At 68.4% G+C, this 16,314-nt stretch carries 12 protein-coding genes; 5 read left to right on the top strand and 7 right to left on the bottom strand.

Translation table 11 applies throughout. The annotated features are described in order from the left end of the window. Positions 1 to 3 precede the first annotated feature (3 nt). Positions 4 to 999 carry a threonine/serine dehydratase family protein gene (locus K7G82_RS21755; RefSeq protein WP_246623786.1) on the top strand — a complete coding sequence of 332 codons (996 nt, stop codon included), beginning with the start codon at positions 4 to 6 and terminating at the stop codon, positions 997 to 999. Positions 1,000 to 1,014: 15 nt separating this feature from the next. Here the strand turns inward: K7G82_RS21755 and K7G82_RS21750 are convergent, their stop codons facing one another. The 4 genes from K7G82_RS21750 to K7G82_RS21735 form a co-directional block, all read right to left on the bottom strand. After that, a complete protein-coding gene (locus K7G82_RS21750; protein ID WP_222992055.1) occupies positions 1,015 to 1,524 on the bottom strand; it encodes an asparaginase domain-containing protein in 510 nt (169 codons plus the stop codon). Then, positions 1,521 to 2,498 carry an alpha/beta hydrolase gene (locus K7G82_RS21745; protein ID WP_222992054.1) on the bottom strand — a complete coding sequence of 326 codons (978 nt, stop codon included), beginning with the start codon at positions 2,496 to 2,498 and terminating at the stop codon, positions 1,521 to 1,523. Before K7G82_RS21745 ends, K7G82_RS21750 begins: the two co-directional genes overlap by 4 nt. Positions 2,499 to 2,538: 40 nt before the next feature. After that, complete coding sequence (locus K7G82_RS21740; RefSeq protein WP_222992053.1) at positions 2,539 to 3,660, bottom strand: S-methyl thiohydantoin desulfurase family protein; 1,122 nt, start codon at positions 3,658 to 3,660, stop codon at positions 2,539 to 2,541. 63 nt (positions 3,661 to 3,723) lie between these two features. After that, positions 3,724 to 5,049, bottom strand: coding sequence for a cytosine permease (locus K7G82_RS21735; protein ID WP_222992052.1), 1,326 nt, complete (start codon positions 5,047 to 5,049; stop codon positions 3,724 to 3,726). A 316-nt stretch (positions 5,050 to 5,365) separates the two neighbouring features. Between K7G82_RS21735 and K7G82_RS21730 the strand changes: the two genes are divergently transcribed. Continuing rightward, a complete protein-coding gene (locus K7G82_RS21730) occupies positions 5,366 to 6,961 on the top strand; it encodes a hydantoinase/oxoprolinase family protein (protein WP_246623785.1) in 1,596 nt (531 codons plus the stop codon). 152 nt (positions 6,962 to 7,113) lie between these two features. Here the strand turns inward: K7G82_RS21730 and K7G82_RS21725 are convergent, their stop codons facing one another. Further along, a complete protein-coding gene (locus K7G82_RS21725; protein ID WP_222992051.1) occupies positions 7,114 to 9,807 on the bottom strand; it encodes a LuxR C-terminal-related transcriptional regulator in 2,694 nt (897 codons plus the stop codon). Between the two features lie 266 nt (positions 9,808 to 10,073). Here K7G82_RS21725 and K7G82_RS21720 point away from each other — a divergent pair, with 266 nt between their 5' ends. The 3 genes from K7G82_RS21720 (at position 10,074) to K7G82_RS21710 (ending at position 14,054) form a co-directional block, all read left to right on the top strand. Further along, the gene (locus K7G82_RS21720) at positions 10,074 to 12,221 is read left to right on the top strand and encodes a TonB-dependent receptor (protein ID WP_222992050.1); all 2,148 of its coding nucleotides are present in this window, start codon (positions 10,074 to 10,076) and stop codon (positions 12,219 to 12,221) included. A 106-nt stretch (positions 12,222 to 12,327) separates the two neighbouring features. Next, positions 12,328 to 13,065 carry an aspartate/glutamate racemase family protein gene (locus K7G82_RS21715; RefSeq protein ID WP_222992049.1) on the top strand — a complete coding sequence of 246 codons (738 nt, stop codon included), beginning with the start codon at positions 12,328 to 12,330 and terminating at the stop codon, positions 13,063 to 13,065. Between the two features lie 44 nt (positions 13,066 to 13,109). Next, complete coding sequence (locus K7G82_RS21710; protein ID WP_222992048.1) at positions 13,110 to 14,054, top strand: pyridoxal-phosphate dependent enzyme; 945 nt, start codon at positions 13,110 to 13,112, stop codon at positions 14,052 to 14,054. A 22-nt stretch (positions 14,055 to 14,076) separates the two neighbouring features. On the opposite strand, the gene K7G82_RS21705 is transcribed toward K7G82_RS21710, so the two are convergent. Both K7G82_RS21705 and K7G82_RS21700 read right to left on the bottom strand, forming a co-directional pair. Next, entirely contained in the window at positions 14,077 to 15,156 is a 1,080-nt protein-coding gene (locus K7G82_RS21705) for a glycosyltransferase (protein WP_222992047.1), read from the bottom strand. Positions 15,157 to 15,160: 4 nt separating this feature from the next. Further along, positions 15,161 to 16,312, bottom strand: coding sequence for a hypothetical protein (locus K7G82_RS21700; RefSeq protein ID WP_222992046.1), 1,152 nt, complete (start codon positions 16,310 to 16,312; stop codon positions 15,161 to 15,163). Positions 16,313 to 16,314: the final 2 nt, after the last annotated feature.

Here is a 16,314-nt window from a genome sequence, read left to right as displayed (position 1 = left end):
GCGATGACCGCGACCGCCATGGCCGAGCCCGCGTTGACCGCATCGGAGATAGAGGAGACGCGGGCACGGCTCGACGGGCACATCGCGGAAACCCCGGTGCATCGCTGGCGCGGCCCCGATCTGGAAGCGATCATGGGGGATCGAACCCAGGTGATATTGAAGCTGGAACTGTTCCAGCTCGCCGGATCGTTCAAGCTGCGCGGCGCGCTCAACAACATCATGCAGCTTTCGCCCGACGAGCTTGCGCGCGGCGTGACGGCGGTCAGCTCGGGCAATCATGCGGTCGCCACCTCCTATGCCGCGCGGCTGATGGGCACGCCCGCGAAAGTGGTGATGATGCGCGGCGCCAACCCGTTCCGGATGGCGCAATGCCGCAAGCACGGCGCGGAACTGATCGTCGCGGACAATGTGACCCAGGCCTTCGAGATCGCGAACGAGATCCGGGACAAGGAAGGGCGCTATTTCGTCCATCCCTTCGAAGGGCGCCGCACGGCGCTGGGATCCGCCACGCTCGGCCTGGAATTCTGCCGCCAGGCGCCCGGGCTCGACGCGGTGATCATCGCGATCGGCGGCGGCGGGCTGTGCGGCGGCATGTCCGCCGCGACCAAGATCTTCTCGCCCGGCACGCGCGTCTACGGCGTCGAGCCGGAAGGATCGGACGCGATGCATCGCAGCTTCGCGGCGGGCGCCGTCGCATCGACGGTGTCGCCGAGCACGATCGCCGACAGTTTGAACGCGCCCTATTCCGCCACCTTCACCCTGGGTCTCTGCCGCGACAATGTCGATGCGCTGGCGAAGGTGAGCGATGGCGAGATGCGTTCGGCGATGCGGCTGCTGTTCGAGGAGATGAAGCTGGCAGTGGAGCCCGCCGCAGCCGCCGCGACGGCGGCGCTGCTCGGGCCGCTGCGCGAGGAACTGGAGGGCAAGCGCGTCGGCATCCTCGTCTGCGGCACCAATACCGATATCGACACGCTGGCCGCGCATCTGCACGAAAGCTGAGCGCGCCGCTGCCGTTCAGCCGCCGTGCGCGGGGATCGGCACGAACGATCCGCGATCGCGATCCTTGACCGCTTCGTCGCCCCGGAAAACCGTGCCGTTCATCGCGATATAGATGCCGGGCGGGGCCGTCTGGCAGCAGGCGAAAGCCATGCCGAGATTGAACGGGGCGTCGCTCTCCGCGAAGCGGGCGGGGGACCAGGCGCCGGCCAGCACGATCGTCTTGCCGGCGGCCGGCGCCAGGTGCCGCGCGGTGGCTGCCATCGTATCGGTGCCATGGGTGATGACGACACGGTCGCCGCGCGCGCGCGCGACGGCGTCGCGCAGCCGGTTACGGTCTTCGTCCGTCAGGTCCAGACTGTCCTTGCGCGCCACTTCCACGATCTCGAACGGATGGGTGACGCGCGCCGCCGCCAGCAGCGCGGGCGCGGCGCTGCCGGTGATATGATAGGCGCTGAGCGCGTCGAAATAATCCTTGTCGATCGTGCCGCCGGTGGTGAGGATCGTGATGGGGCCGCGATCGTTCATGCCGTGGCGACGCCCTGGTGGAGCGATGCGCCGAGCATGCGGGCGAGCGCGCGATCCGCATCCTGCCGGAAGCGGCGGGCGACGCCGGCCTCCGCGACCAGATCGAAGCCGTGGAACGCGCCGGGATAGACGTGCGCCTCCACTTCGACGCCCGCCTGCCAGAGCAGGGCGGCAAAGGCCATGTCTTCATCCAGGAACAGGTCGAGCGCGCCGACCGCGATGAATGTCGGCGGCAGTCCGGCAAGATCGGTCGCGCGCGCGGGCGAGAACCAGGGCAGGCGCGCCGCCGCGATCTCGTCCGCGCCGCGCATCGCCGCCCAGCCGAAACGGTTCGATGCCCGGTTCCAGCGGAACTCGCCGGTCACCGGATTGGCATAGGGGTCGTCAGCGGTGCCGGTGCGATGATCGAGCATGGGATAGGTGAGGAACTGGCCGGCCGGCGCGGGGCCGCCACGATCGCGCACCAGCATCGCGAGCGCGGCCGCCAGCCCGCCGCCCGCGCTTTCGCCGACGATCACGATCCGCGCGGGATCGATGGCGAGCATCGCGGCATTCGCCGCCAGCCAGACAAGTCCGGCATGGCAATCCTCCAGCGGCGCGGGGAACGGCGCTTCTGGCGCCAGCCGGTAATCGACCGAGACGACGACGCAGCCATGGCGGATCGCGCGCGCGGCATTGGCGATATCCGACATGGCGGCGCTGCCCAGCACGAAGCCGCCGCCATGGATCTCGTACACCGCCGGGCATGGCGTGGCGGCGGGGGCGGGCGGGCGGAAGATGCGCAGCGCCAGCGGCGGCGCATCGCCGCGCGCGACATGAACCACCTCCGGTGCGATGCCCGGCGCCGCCGATGCCGCCGTCAGCGCCGCGAGCCGTGCCCGCGCCGAGGGCAGGGCGGCCGCGTCCAGATCGAGCCAGTCTTCCCGGTCGAGCAGGCCGAGCAGTTCGGGATCGACGAGATGGCGGCTGGTCATGGCCCTGACTGGCGCCGCGCGGGCGATCGCGCAATGCGCGTCATGCCGGGGCCGCCGCGTGCCCGGCCACCGGGGGATTGAGCGTTTCGATCGGCACATAATCGTCGGCCAGGCCGAAAGAGGCGGGGCCGGTCACCGCCAGCCCGTCGGGCGTGCGGAAATGCGGCGCGGCGGAGAAACCCATGACAGTGACGCGCTGGCCGTAGCGGATGGTTTCGCAGGTGATGGGCTGCGCCGTCTCGCTGTCGAGAAAACTGATGAGATCGGGCACGACGGCGAGAAGCCGCTCCCCCTGGCGGATATGCGTGAATTCGTTCTGGAAGGAGAAGCTTGCTTCCTCTCCCCCGTCGACCGGCGAGAGAATGCCCGAGCCGATATTGTAGCCGCCCACCGTCTGGCGGCTGATATCGCTGATCTTGCCCTGGAACAGCAACCGCCCCTCGATCGGCGGGCTGGCGGCGGCGGCGACGCCGAGGATCGCTTCGAACGGATCTGCCTTGACGGCGCGCGATGCCTCCACCGCGCGGCCGAGCGCGAGGGCGAGCGACAATGTGCCCTTGACCGCGGTCTGCTTCGCCTCTCGCCCCGTCATCGGATAAAAGGCGCAGCTTCCGGACGCGCCCATCGCGACGAGCGCGCTGCGGGCGATCCGTTCGCCGCGTTCATGGCTGCTCGCCTCGACGATCGCCACCTCGGCGCGTTCGTTGACGGTGACGACGGGAAAGGCGGAAATGCCGGCAATGCCGAAGCTGGTGCGATCGAGCGTCGGGAAGGCACGGCCCATGCCGTCCCCGTTGATCACGGGCAGGCGGGTGAGGCACGATGTCATCAGCGGGATCAGCGAATTGAGCCCGCCGATCTCCACGGGCATCACGGCATCGGCGCGGCGGCCCACCAGCCGCTCGAACCGCCGCAGCGCCGCGTCCCCGAAGCTGTGATCGACCAGTTTTTCGAGCATGACCGATGGCGATCCGGACATGCCGACGGTGATCACAAAGGCATCGTCGGCAAGATCGTCGAGTTCGATCACGCTGGGCGGCCCCGTTCGTTCGATCAGGTTCTGGAGCGCGAGCCGCCCGATATAGGGATCGCCGCCGCCGCCCGTACCCAGAATGGCCGCGCCGATGCTCAGCGCGTCCAGATCCTCAAGCTCGATGTTCATTCCGGTCTCCAGTCTCTTGAAATATCGGGATATGGGGCCGGCGCGAATGGCCGGGCCCGACGATCAGGCCCGCGCCGTGGCGCGGCGCGCGGCGGCGCGGCGGATCCATTCGAAGGCGAGATAGCTGAGGCTGCTCACCAGCAGCGAATCGATCGCGACCAGCCCGGTCAGCCAGCCGCCATGGAAATGGCCGATCGCGGCGGCGGCGATGCCCAGCAGCAGCGCGGCGATGGCGCCGGGCTGCCAGTCCGCATCGGCCAGCGGCGCGTCTCCGGGATGCTGGTCGAGAAAGAAGCGCGGCAGGTAGACGCCGGCGATCGGCGGCACGACCGCGCTCAGCAGCACCAGATAGGGCACGATCTGATCGGTGATGCCGGCAAGCCCGAGCACGAGGCCGAGCACGCAGGAGAGCCAGACGAGCGCCTTGCGGCTGAACCGCCGGAACACGGTGGAGAGCATCAGCGATGCGCAATAGAGATTGGTGGCGCCGTTGGTCCACGATGCCAGCATGATGATCGACAGCGCGGCGAAGCCCATGCCGAGCGCGCCCATCGTCATCAGCATGTCCTTTTCCCCCGTCAGGATCGCGGGCACCGAGGATCCGAGCAGGACGAGCGGATAGCCGACGCCCAGCGCGAAGGCGCAGGCGAGGCCCACGCCCACCGGGCTGCGCGCGAACCGCGAGAAATCGGGGGCGATGATCGCGCCGACCACCCAGCCGCCGACGATGAAGGAGACGGCGGTCTTCTCGTCCATCAGCACTGCGCCCGCCATCGGTTCGGTGAAGCCGGTGCCGTATGTGCGGATCGCGACCGCCAGCGCCCAGACGATCAGGCCCAGCTTCAGCGGAAGCATGATGTTCGACAGGATATCGAGCGCGCGAAAGCCGACGATGGTGGTGTAGGCCATCAATATGCTGCCCGAGATCACCCAGAGCGACGGACTGGCGAAGAGCGCCGATGCCTGGGTCATCCGGATCATGGTTTCGGCGAACAGCACGACGACGACGCCGAACCAGCCGATCGCCGACATGGCGAGCAGCAGGTTGATGATCTCTCCGCCGCGTTGCCCGAAGGCGCGGATGATCATGACATAGGTGGTGAGCCGCGATCGCGCGCCGACATAGGCGCAGGTGCCCGCCAGCAGCGCCAGGATCATGCCCGCCCAGATACAGGCGGTCACCGTCGCGTCGAAGCCCAGCTTCACGCCCAGTTCGCCGCCCATCACCAATGTGGGCAGCGAGATGTTCGCGCCCAGCAGGACGACGCCGATCTTGTAGGACGGCGCGGTCGCCGCGGCGGGAACCGCCGACAGCGCGAATTCGCGATCGCCCCCGTTTTCGCCGGGAGGCGCTTCGTGGATCGCCGCGTCCGCCATGCTGCCTGTCATTGGTGCGCCCTCGTCATGTTTGCCGTCATCCTCCGATATGCCCGGCGGGGGAAATGCCAATCATGGCGGCGAGCACAGGCGGTGCGAAAAAGGGTAGGGCGCGGGGGAGGTGCCGGCGGCGGCCGGGCAGGCGGCGGGGGCGCATCGCCGGAATCCCGCGAGATCGGGGGCGACGCCCCGCCGCTACCCCCGTTCCTACTCTTCATGCCGCCGGAGACACCCCGGCGCGGGCGTTGGCGCCGGATGCGGCCGCCTTAAAGATCGGCGCGTCAGTTCACGCAACCATGTGCGGCGCAGGGGCGCCAGGAGAAATCGCTTGTTCAAGATCGGCATCGACGTTGGCGGCACGAATACCGATGCGGTGCTGCTCCGGCACGGCGGGATGATCGCCAGCTGCAAGACCGCGACCACCGCCGATGTCGAGCAGGGCGTGTGCCGCGCGATCGCAGAACTGCTGCGTATCGGCGACGTGCCGGTGGAGGCGGTGTCGGCGCTGATGATCGGGACGACACAGTTCACCAACGCATTCATCGAACGCCGCAGCCTTTCGCGCATCGGCGTGATCCGGATCGGCGCGCCCGCGACCACGGCGATCCCGCCGCTCTACGACTGGCCCGAGGATCTGATCGCGGTGGTCGGCCGGCAGACCGCGATCGTCGGCGGCGGTTACGAATTCGACGGCAGCGAGATCGGCACGCTGGACGAACGCGCGGTGGCGGAGGCGGCCCGCGCCTTCCGCCGCGCGGGGATCGGCGCGGTCGCGATCTCCTGCTGTTTCGCGCCGGTCAATGCCGCGATGGAAGTGCGCGCGGCCGAAATCGTGCGCGGCGAGATGCCGGAGGCGCGCGTTTCGCTATCGTCCGCATTCGGCCGGATCGGGCTGATCGACCGGGAAAATGCGGCGGCGATGAATGCCAGCCTGGCGGCATTGGCCGAACGCGTCGTCGGATCCTTCCGCAAGGCGATCGCGCGGATCGGCCTGGGCTGCCCATTCTATATCAGCCAGAATGACGGCACGCTGATGAGCGCCGACGATGTCGAGGCGCGGCCCGTGCTTACCTTTGCGTCGGGACCGACCAATTCGATGCGCGGCGCGGCCTTTCTGTCGGGCGTTGCGGATGCGATCATCGTCGACATCGGCGGCACGACCACCGATGTCGGCTGCCTGGTCGGCGGATTTCCGCGTGAATCGGCGGTCGCGGTCGATATCGGCGGGGTGCGCACCAATTTCCGCATGCCCGATCTGGTTTCGGTGGGGGTGGGCGGCGGCAGCATCGTCGATCGCGGCGCATCCGCCGGCGCCCGCATGGTCGGGCCGCGATCGGTGGGGTTCGAGCTTTCCAGCCGGGCGCTCGTCTTCGGCGGCGACGTGCTGACAGCAACCGATATCGCGGTCGCGGCGGGGGCTGCGGATATCGGCGATGCGTCGCGCCTGGCCGGGCTGCCGGCCGGCCTGGTCGAACGCGCGCTCGACGATCTTCACCGCCAGGCGGAAACCGCGATCGACCGGATGCGCACCAACCGGCGCGACATTCCCGTCATCCTGGTCGGCGGCGGCAGCATCCTGATCTCGCGCGCGCTGAACGGCACGCCCGATGTGCGCCGCCCGCCCAATTACGACGTCGCGAATGCCGTGGGCGCCGCGATCGCGGAGGTCAGCGGAGAGGTGGACGGCTATTTCTCCTATGAAGGGGACGGGCGGCAGGCGGTGCTGGATCGCGCGCGCGACCGGGCCTGCGCCGAGGCCGTGGCGTCTGGCGCGGATCCCGCGACCGTGCGCATCGTCGATATCGAGGAAGTGCCGATCGGCTACATGCCCGGCGGCGTCGTGCGGCTGCGGATCAAGGCGGTGGGATCGCTGGCGGAGCCGGCCGTGGCCCAGAGCGATGCGCGGGCGCCTCAGCCCGCCTGATACCGGGCCTCGATGAGCCTGCCTCGTCGGCCCCCGGTATCAGCCTGCGCGGCGCCCGAGCGAACCGATCGAGGATGCGTCAGCATCGTCGGGATCGCGCATGAGAGCCTGTTCTGGAAACAGGCGAAGGGCCTCTTCCGGGCAGGCCCCGATCAGTGATGCGTCGGCCAGGGCGCGCCATGGTTGTGCCCGGCCGGATCGGGCGCGTTGGTCTCCAGCAGCCGGGCCACCGCCGCCGCCATGTCGCGATTCTTCACGTCGAGCTTGCGGAACACATTCTTCAGATGGAATTTCACCGCATTCTCGGTGAGATCGAGCGCGCGCGCGATTTCCTTGTTCGACGTGATTTCCTTGCGTGAGACGCCGTCGGCGAGATGCGCCAATATCTCGCGTTCGCGCGATGTGAGGGTTTCGCCATGGTCGCGCGCCTTGCGCGTCGCCACCATGCGCAGGACCAGGTTCGACAGGAAGCTGGCGGCGAAGGGCGGCATGCGCGCGGGCGCGCTTTTCGACAGGTCGCGCAGCAGCGGCAGCAGATGATCGTCCATTTCGAAAAAGGGCTGGAACAGCGATTCCGGCGATGCCAGCACGACGGCGCGGCTGAGCGCGTCGCGCGCGGCGGCGCCCTCGCCCTCGTCGGCCGCGATCCGCGCCATCGAGAGGTGCGCGCGGACCTCCGCGGCGATCCGCCCGCCCGCCCGGCTGCGCTCGATCGCGGCCATGGCATGGCGGCGGGCATCGTCCGGCCGCCCCTCGTGCCGGGCGATCAGGCCGTGGACGGGGGCGGTGATATCGGCCTCCAGCCAGGCGCAGTCCGGCCGTTCGCCGTTGCCGAACCGTGCCACCGCATCGGCATCCCATTGGCCGGCGCGGGCGTGGAAACCCGCCGTCATGCCCACAAGGACCCGGTCCATCACGTCCAGCCCGTGGAACAGCGCCAGCTTGCGGCCACGGCCGAGGACTTCCATCGCGGCATCCAGCCCCGAAAGCGCGAAGGCGCAGGACGCGCCGACATAGACCGAGACCAGATATTGCTCGAAGCATCCCTCCGCCTGTTCCAGTCCGGCGAGCGCGATCTGGGCGAGGCGGCCGGCCTCCGCCAGGTCGTTGGCTTCGTAGTGAAGCAGCGATTCCGCCGAACTGGCGATGCAGGCATAGATGGCGTCGCCGTCCAGATCGCGCGCCAGCACCGTCCGCGCGCGCCTGAGCCAGTCCTCCGCGACCGTCAGCCGGCCGAGGAACAGATTGCAGAAGGCGATGTGGATCGACATGAAGAAGCAGCCATGCGCCGATCCGCCGCCCTCCAGGATCGCAAAGGCGCGTTCCAGCGCGGCATGGGCTTCCTTCAGATGGCCGGCGCGCATCTCCAGCCGGCCATAGACATTGCAGCGCAGCGCATCGATCCACCATTCCTCGGCGCCGGCATTGTCCATTTCGCGGCGATAGGCCGCGATCTCGTCGGCCGAGGGGCTGGTGTCGATGAAGCAGAGCGAGAGATTCTCGAGGATGAAGATGTCGCGTTCCAGCGCATCGTCGTCCTTGGCCGCCAGGCCGCGCCGCAATTCGGATGTGAGCGAACGCGCCTCCGCGATGCTGCCGCGCTTGAGGTTCATCGCCGCCCAGGCGGCGCGCAGCCTCGGGCGTTCGCGCACGATATTCTCGGGCAGTTTCTCGAGCAGCGAATGGACCGCGGGTGCCCCCGTCCGGATGCAGAGATCCAGGCAATTGGCGCTTTCGACCAGACGGACCGAACGGGCCTGGTCGCCGCCTGCCAGCGCATGGCCCACCGCTTCGTCGAACTGGCCCCGGCTTTCGAACCAGTCGGCGGCGCGGCGATGGAGCTGGCGCAGCCGCTCCGCATCGATCCGGTGGCGGCGGTCCGCCAGGAAAACGGCCATCAGCGGATGCAGGCATAGCCCGTCGCCGGCGGTATCGACGATGCCGCGCAGCGGCTTCAGCGCGTCGATCATCGCGGCGGTATCGGGGGTGTCGCGGATGAACGCGGCCATTTCGCGGCTGAACTGGCGGCAGATCGAGATTTCCAGCAGGAAATTCCGCATCGGCGCATCGAGCGCGGCGAACACCTCCTCCTCCAGATAATCGCCCATGCCCTCGATCGCGGCGAGCGGGGCCGCCGTGCCCGCGCCGCCGCCGAGTCCGGCGAGCTTGACCGCGATCGGCCAGCCCCGCGTGGCGTTGATGATGGCTTCTCCGGCAGCCGGCGCGCAGCCGGCCGAGGCGAGCAGCGCCAGGGCCTCCGCATCGTCGAGGCGGAGCGCGTCCGCGCCGATCTCGATCAGGCGGCCGCCGGCGCGAAGGGCGGCCAGCGGCAGCCGCGGCGGCGCGCGCCCGGCCAGCGCGACATGCCAGTTGGGCGGCAGGCGGCGCAGCAGCGCGGCAAGCAGTCCGGTCGCCTCGTCCGATTGGGCGAGATCCCAATTGTCGATCACCAGCCAGGTTTCGCGCCGGACCGACTGGATCCGCCCGGCCAGCGCATCGAGCGCGGCCATGGCGGCGCGATCGGGCGCGGGCAGCAGGGTGCCCGCCGCGTCGAGGATGCCGGCATTGACGAGCGCGAGCGCGAGCGCCGCGACCAGCGCGTCGCCGTTCCCGTCGCCCGCTTCCAGGCTGACCCAGGCGGCGAGCGCGCCGGATGCGCGGATCTCGTCGTGCCATTGCGCGAGGAAAATGGTCTTTCCGAAGCCGGCGGGCGCCTGCAGCAGCAGCAGCGGGCGGTGGCGTTCGGCCTGGACGGCGGCGAGCAGCGCCGCGCGCCGCACCGCATCCTGCAATGGCGGCGGCGGCGCGTGCCGCGCATTCATCGTCCATTCGGCCGTCGCGCCCAAATCGCCTCCGCTCCGCCCGGCCGACAGGGCCGGGTGCGGAAGGACTAGCATAAACGGGTCGCACGGCAACTCGATCGGGGCGGGCCACCCTTCTTCGCGGCGGCCGGGCCGGATCGCTCACCGCATCCGCCCGCCCGCTACTCCACGGCTGCCCGCTCTCTACTCTTCAACCTGCCTGTGCGGCTGGCTAGTTGCCGATAGGATTCGCGGCCAGGACAGGGAGAACGCGGCGCGAACCGCGTGCAACGAGAAAGGGAAACCGCGTGATGAAGCTCCGCGAGCAGATGATGATGACCGTTGGCCTGTCGCTGCTGTGCACGACCCAGGCCCATGGGCAGCAGGCAGCGGCGACGGCCGGCGGCGAGGAGGCGTCGCAACTGGAGGAGATCGTGGTCACCGCGCAGAAGCGGTCCGAGAATATGCAGCAGGTGCCGATCGCGATCACCGCTTTCTCGGCGGAGAAACTGCAGGAGCGGCAGGTGTTCAGCGTCGGCGACATCGCCCAATATACGCCGAACCTGAACTTCAGCTCCGCCGGCGGCGGATCCTCGACCACCGCGAGCTTCTATATTCGCGGCATCGGCCAGCATATCGCGCATTTCACCGCCGATCCCGCGGTGGGCGTCTATCTGGACGACGTCTATATGGCGCGTTCGATGGGCGCGAATTTCGGCCTGGGCGACATCGCGCAGATCGACGTGCTGAAGGGGCCGCAGGGCACGCTGTTCGGGCGCAACACGATCGGCGGCGCGGTGGCGGTGACGACGAACCGGCCCGTCTTCGATTTCGAGGGCCATGCGGACCTGACCGTCGGCACGATCGACCGGGCGCTCGGGCACCTGACCGTCAACACGCCGATCGTCGACGACAGGCTGGCCGCGCGCTTCACGCTGATGGGCAATGTCCGCGACGGCTGGGGCAAGAATCTGGGCGCGGACGGCAAGACCTATTCGATGGGGCGTGCCCGTATCATCGGCGGGCGTTTCCAGCTGCTCTGGCAGCCGACCGACCGCTTCGACATGCTGATCTCCGCCGACGGGACGCGCCAGCGCGGCAATTCGCCGCCGCAGGGGCTGGTCGGCTACACCGCCACGCCCGACCTGCCGATCGATCCGGGCTGGCTGGTGAAGGGCTATGATTCCCGGTTGTTCATCAAGCCCGACGACGATGTCGACACATTGGGCGGATCGGTGACGATGCGCTATCAGGGGGAGGATGTGACGCTGAAGTCGATCACCGCCTATCGCTGGCAGCATGGCGTGTCCGGCCAGGATTATGGCGGCATTCCGCTGCCCTATCTGGCGCAGCAGACCGACCAGCGGCAATGGCAGCTGAGCCAGGAACTGCAGGCGACGGGAACCTTGCTCGACGATCGGCTGAAATACACGCTCGGCCTCTATTATTTCAAGGAATCGGCGCACAATGGCGAGTTCGCCTGGGTGCAGGGCATGGAATTGTCGATCCCGCTGGACGTCACCGCCGAGAATTTCGGCGCCTATGGCCAGTTGACCTATAATGTGGACGACCGGCTGAGCCTGACCGGCGGCGTGCGCTGGACCTATGAGCGCAAGACCGAGGATGTGACGACGATCATGGGCGGCGCGGTGCTGGTGCCGCAGACGCGGGTGCGGTTCAGCTATCAGCCGGTGACGCCGATGGCGAACATCAAATATCAGTGGTCGCCGCGCTTCATGACCTATGCGTCGTTCAGCAAGGGGTTCCGCAGCGGCGCGATCAACGCGTTGCCCTTTTCCGCGACGGACCTGATCCCGACACGGCCCGAGAAATCGACGGCGTACGAAGCGGGCATGAAGCTGGACGCGTTCGACCGGCGGCTGCGCGTCAATGCCGCCGCCTTCTACACCGACTATAGCGATATCCAGATCGGCGCCACCAATCAGGTGGACGGCGTCTATGTCTATCGCAACGCCAATGCCGCCAGGGCCAAGATCTATGGCGGGGAGATCGAGGTGACGGCGGTGCCGGCGCCGGGCGTCGAACTGTTCGTCAACGGATCCTGGCTGCATTCGGAGATCTCGCCGGTCGCCGGCTTCACGTTCGGCGATACCGCGCTGCCCAACGCGCCCAGGTTCATCGTCGATACCGGGCTGAAATATGCGCACGAACTGGCGAGCGGCGGCCGGATCACGCTGGGCGGCGACGTCAATTTCCGCACGGGCGCCTATCCGCAGTTCAATCCCGACAAGAGATCGTGGCAACCCCGCTACGCGCTGGTCAATGCGCGCATCGCCTTCGAGCCCGCCGGCCAGCCCTGGACGGTTTCGCTCTGGGGCAAGAACCTGACCGACAAGCGCTACAATGTGTTCGGCCAGACAGCGGGCGCCGCCGATCTCAGCGTCGTCTGGTTCGGCCGTCCGCTGGAGGCGGGCGCCACGTTCGCCGTCAAATTCTGATCCGGGCGACGGGACGGGCCGGCGCCATGCCGGCCCGTCCTGCGTCCATGGCATTCGGCGTGGCGAGCGGACATGCTGCGCCATGCCCAGCATCGAGGCCAGCCACATGATTCATATTCGCGTTCTTGTTCCCGTCACCACCACCGCCGTCCGCCAGGCCGGCGATGTCGAGCATCTGGCGCAGCCGGGGGTTCGCTATTCGATCGCCTTTATCGAGACCGGGCCGACATCGATCGAGTCGCGTTTCGACGAGGTGTTCGCGGTGCCCGCGATGGTGGCGCTGGCGCTGGAGGCGGAAGCCGAAGGCGTCGACGCGCTGGTGATCGACTGCATGGGCGATCCCGGCCTTGCCGCGCTGCGCGAGGCGGTGTCGATCCCGGTGGTGGGGGTGGCGCAGTCCGCGATGGCGGCGCTGAGCAGCCTGGCGCATAATTTCGGCATCGTCTCCACCTCGCCCAGCACCCGGGGGATCTTCCGCGACCTGGTCGCCATCTATGGGCATGAACGCCATTTCGTCGGCGCGCGATCGATCTCCATCCCCGTGCTCGACCTGAAGACGCATGGCAGCGAATTGCACGCGGCCCTGGCCGAGAGCGCGATCGTCCTGGTGCGCGATCTGGGCGCGGAGGCGATCATCCTGGGCTGCACGGGCTTTTTCGGCTGCGCCGAGCATATCCGCGAGCGGCTGGCCGCGCTCGATTATCATGTGCCCGTGATCGATCCCTTGCCCTTCGCCACGTTGATGGCGGCGGCCTTCGTTCGCCACGGCGTCACCCACAGCGCGCTCAGCTATCCGAAGAATCCCCGGGACAAGATGCTGACGGGCTATTCGCTGCCGCGCTGATCGCCCATTGCCCATACCCCGCCTGTCTGGATAGGAACCGGATCATGACCGGATCGCCCAACGCCGCCTTTCACATCCAAACCCCGCTGTTCGCCTGTCGCGGGCTGCCGCCGGGCGCCGCGCCGCGCGTGCGGCTGAAGCTGGAATGCCATCAGCCCACCGGATCCTTCAAGATCCGCGGCATCGGCCATCTCTGCCAGCGGCTTCATGCCGACGGGGCGGGGCGGCTGGTGTCGTCCTCGGGCGGCAATGCCGGGTTCGCCGCCGCTTATGCCGCGCACAGATTGTCGGTGCCGATCAGCGTGATCGTGCCGTCGACGACATCGGCGGCGGCGATCCAGCGGCTCAGGGAAGTCGGCGCCGATGTGATCGTGCATGGGGACGATTGGGATACCGCCGATCGCGCGGCGCGCGACCTGGTCGAGCGCGAGGGCGCCGGCTATGTCCCCCCCTTCGATCATCCGCTGATCTGGCGGGGCAATTCGACGCTGGTGGACGAACTGGCCGTGCAGGGGCCACGGCCCGATGCCGTCGTCGTCGCGGTGGGCGGTGGCGGATTGTTCAGCGGCATCGCCGAAGGCATGGAACGGGCGGGATGGAGCGATGTGCCGATCGTCGCGGTCGGCGCCGAGGGCGCCGACGCGTTCGATCAGTCGGTGCGCGCGGGCCGCCAGGTGACCTTGCCCGCGATCGGCTCGATCGCGAAAAGCCTGGGCGCCCGTACGGTGGCGCAGGCGGCGCTCGACTGGCAGGCGCGCCGGCCGGTTTCGTCTGTGGTGGTTTCGGATCGCAGCGCGCTCGACGCCTGCAAGCGCTTCGCCGACGAGCATCAGGCGCTGGTCGAGCCCGCCTGCGGCGCGGCGCTGTCGCTTGTCTACGACCGGCATCAGGCGATCGCCGGCTTCGCGGATATCGTCGTGGTGGTGTGCGGCGGAATCGGAGTGACGACCGGGCTGCTTCAGGCCTGGGACGCGCAATTGGGCGGTTGACCCGGCACGCGGCCCGTGCCGGTCAGCCGATGCCGGCCGCCTTCAGCGCGTCATGGCCGCGCCGATCGAATGCGGGGCGCGAATATTCGGCCATCACCCATGTCCTGCCGGCCTGGCCGATCGCGTGCGCGCCGATCGGATCTTCGGCAAGCCGCGCGATATGGCTCGCGAGCATTTCCGCATCGCCATAGGGCACGATGGAGCCGCCGCCGGAGCGGACGATGCTCCGGTGCATCTCTCCCACGGGGGAGGCGATCACCGGCAGCCCGGCCTGCATCGCTTCATGCGCGGCGATGCACAGGCCTTCATGGTGCGACGGCTGCACATAGCCGTGCAGCGTCGACAGGAAATCGCGCGGCCGATCCTGAAATCCTTCGAAATGAAGATTGGCGACGCCATGGTCGCGCGCCAGCGCTTGCAGGGCGCCGCGCTCAGGCCCTTCGCCGGCAAGATGGACGCTGATCCGGCCCGCGATCATGGGGGCTCTCCGCACGAGCATCGCCAGCGCGCGCACCAGCACGTCATATCCCTTGTTGCGGTGGAGGCGGCCAAGGCTGCCGATCCGGAACGGCTCGTCCGTCCATCGCCGCGCGGACGGGGCTGCGACATCGGCCAGGAACAACGGCCAGATGCTGATCCTCTCGATCGGTATCCCGAGTTCGGCCTCGCCGAAGCGCGCCACGGTCTCCGAATCCGCCACCCAGTGGCGCGTCAGGGGATGGGACCGGCGGAGCAGCGCGCGGTTGGCCGGTTTCAGCCAGGCATTGTGCAGCCAGCTCACCACCGGAACGCGCCGCAGCCGGCCGATCAGCTCGCCCGTCAGCGTGGCATGGGTCAGCGAGGTCCAGATGGTGTCGGGGCGGCGATCGCGTACGATCGCGTCCAGGCGAAGCGCGGGTTTCGCCCAGCGCCGCGTGGCGCCGCCGATCACCATGTGATCGATGCCCGCCTGTTCGAGCGGACGACGCGCGCGGCCGTCTCGCTCCATCAGTGAGACGACGAAGGGATCATGCCCTGCCGCGCGCATGACGGCGAGGACATGGGGCAGGGGCAGCGCGCCGCCGCCGCCGTCCAGCGAATTGATGACATAGCAGATCCGCATGCGGTCAGGCCCCCAGGAATGCGGCAATGGCGGCGGCGGCACGATCGGCGGACGGCGTGTCGGCCAGGTCGAAACTATAGGCGAAAAGCCGTTTCTGGATGGTTTCGAAGCCATGCGGCCTTGCGACGGCATCGGCCAGCGCCGCATCGAGCGCGGCCATGTCGTTCACGACCGGCCCGGCTGCCCAATGCGCGAAATTCGGATCGTCCCGCCAGCGCTGTCGATGGGCATCGAAGAAGATGCAGGGACGGGGCGTCCGCATGAATTCGTAGACCTGGCTGCTGGCGTCGCCCAGATAGATGTCCGCCGCGTCCGTGTAGCTCATGTCGACCGACGCGGCGCTGCCCGGATCGACATGGATGTTGGGCGCGTCGAAGATGTGCCTCGGGACGCCCGGCACCGCATGGAATGCCGGCGGGGAGAGCGAGATGTTGAACCGCTTGGCGAACAGCATGACATGCGGTGCGAAGATCAGATTGTAAGCACTGCTTTTCGAGAAATAATCGAGAATGAACGGGCCATGCCGATACCAGGACGACAGGGCCGGCGATGGATGGGGATTGTAGAGCACGACCGGGCGATCGTCGGCGAACAGTCGCCGTTTCGCGCGCGGCGGCTTCAGGTCGAATTTGGGATATCCGACGATCGCATGCCCGTTGGGCCTGAGCAATCCGGCCGCGTCGAGCCTGTCGCGGATCTTGGGACCCGAGAGCAGCACCAGATCGAACCGGCCGCTCGCGCGATCGAAGCCGACGGCGCGGTCGCCCGCGCCATGGCGGGTATGGATCATCTTGAGTTGCGGAAGGCCCAAATGGGTCTTGAGCAGCAGCGATGTCTTTTCCGGCACCACCAGGGCTGTCAGATCGCGGAAGCGATCGCGGTTGCGATACAGGGTCGAGATCCGGTCGATCGGGATGCTGCCGCCCGATGCGCGGTTCAGCATGCGGGCCGCGCCATGGGCGCCGCGCAAGGGCGTGACGCGCAGATTCGACGGCGTTTCGCCCGCCAATCGGCGGATCTCGTCCTCCGCCGCGCCGGAGGCCGGGAGGATCCGGACGTCGATGTCCGGGCAGCGCCGGGCAAGGCTGAGCGCGACGGGCAGGCTGTGCGCCACCTGGTGTGCCGCCTCGTGATTGAACAGGAAACCGATCCGCATGA

Origin of the sequence: Sphingomonas colocasiae (assembly GCF_019880585.1) — a bacterium.
Classification (GTDB): Bacteria; Pseudomonadota; Alphaproteobacteria; order Sphingomonadales; family Sphingomonadaceae; genus Sphingobium_A; species Sphingobium_A colocasiae.
Note: the sequence above shows the minus strand (reverse complement) of the source record. Positions and strands in the feature narration are given on the sequence as shown.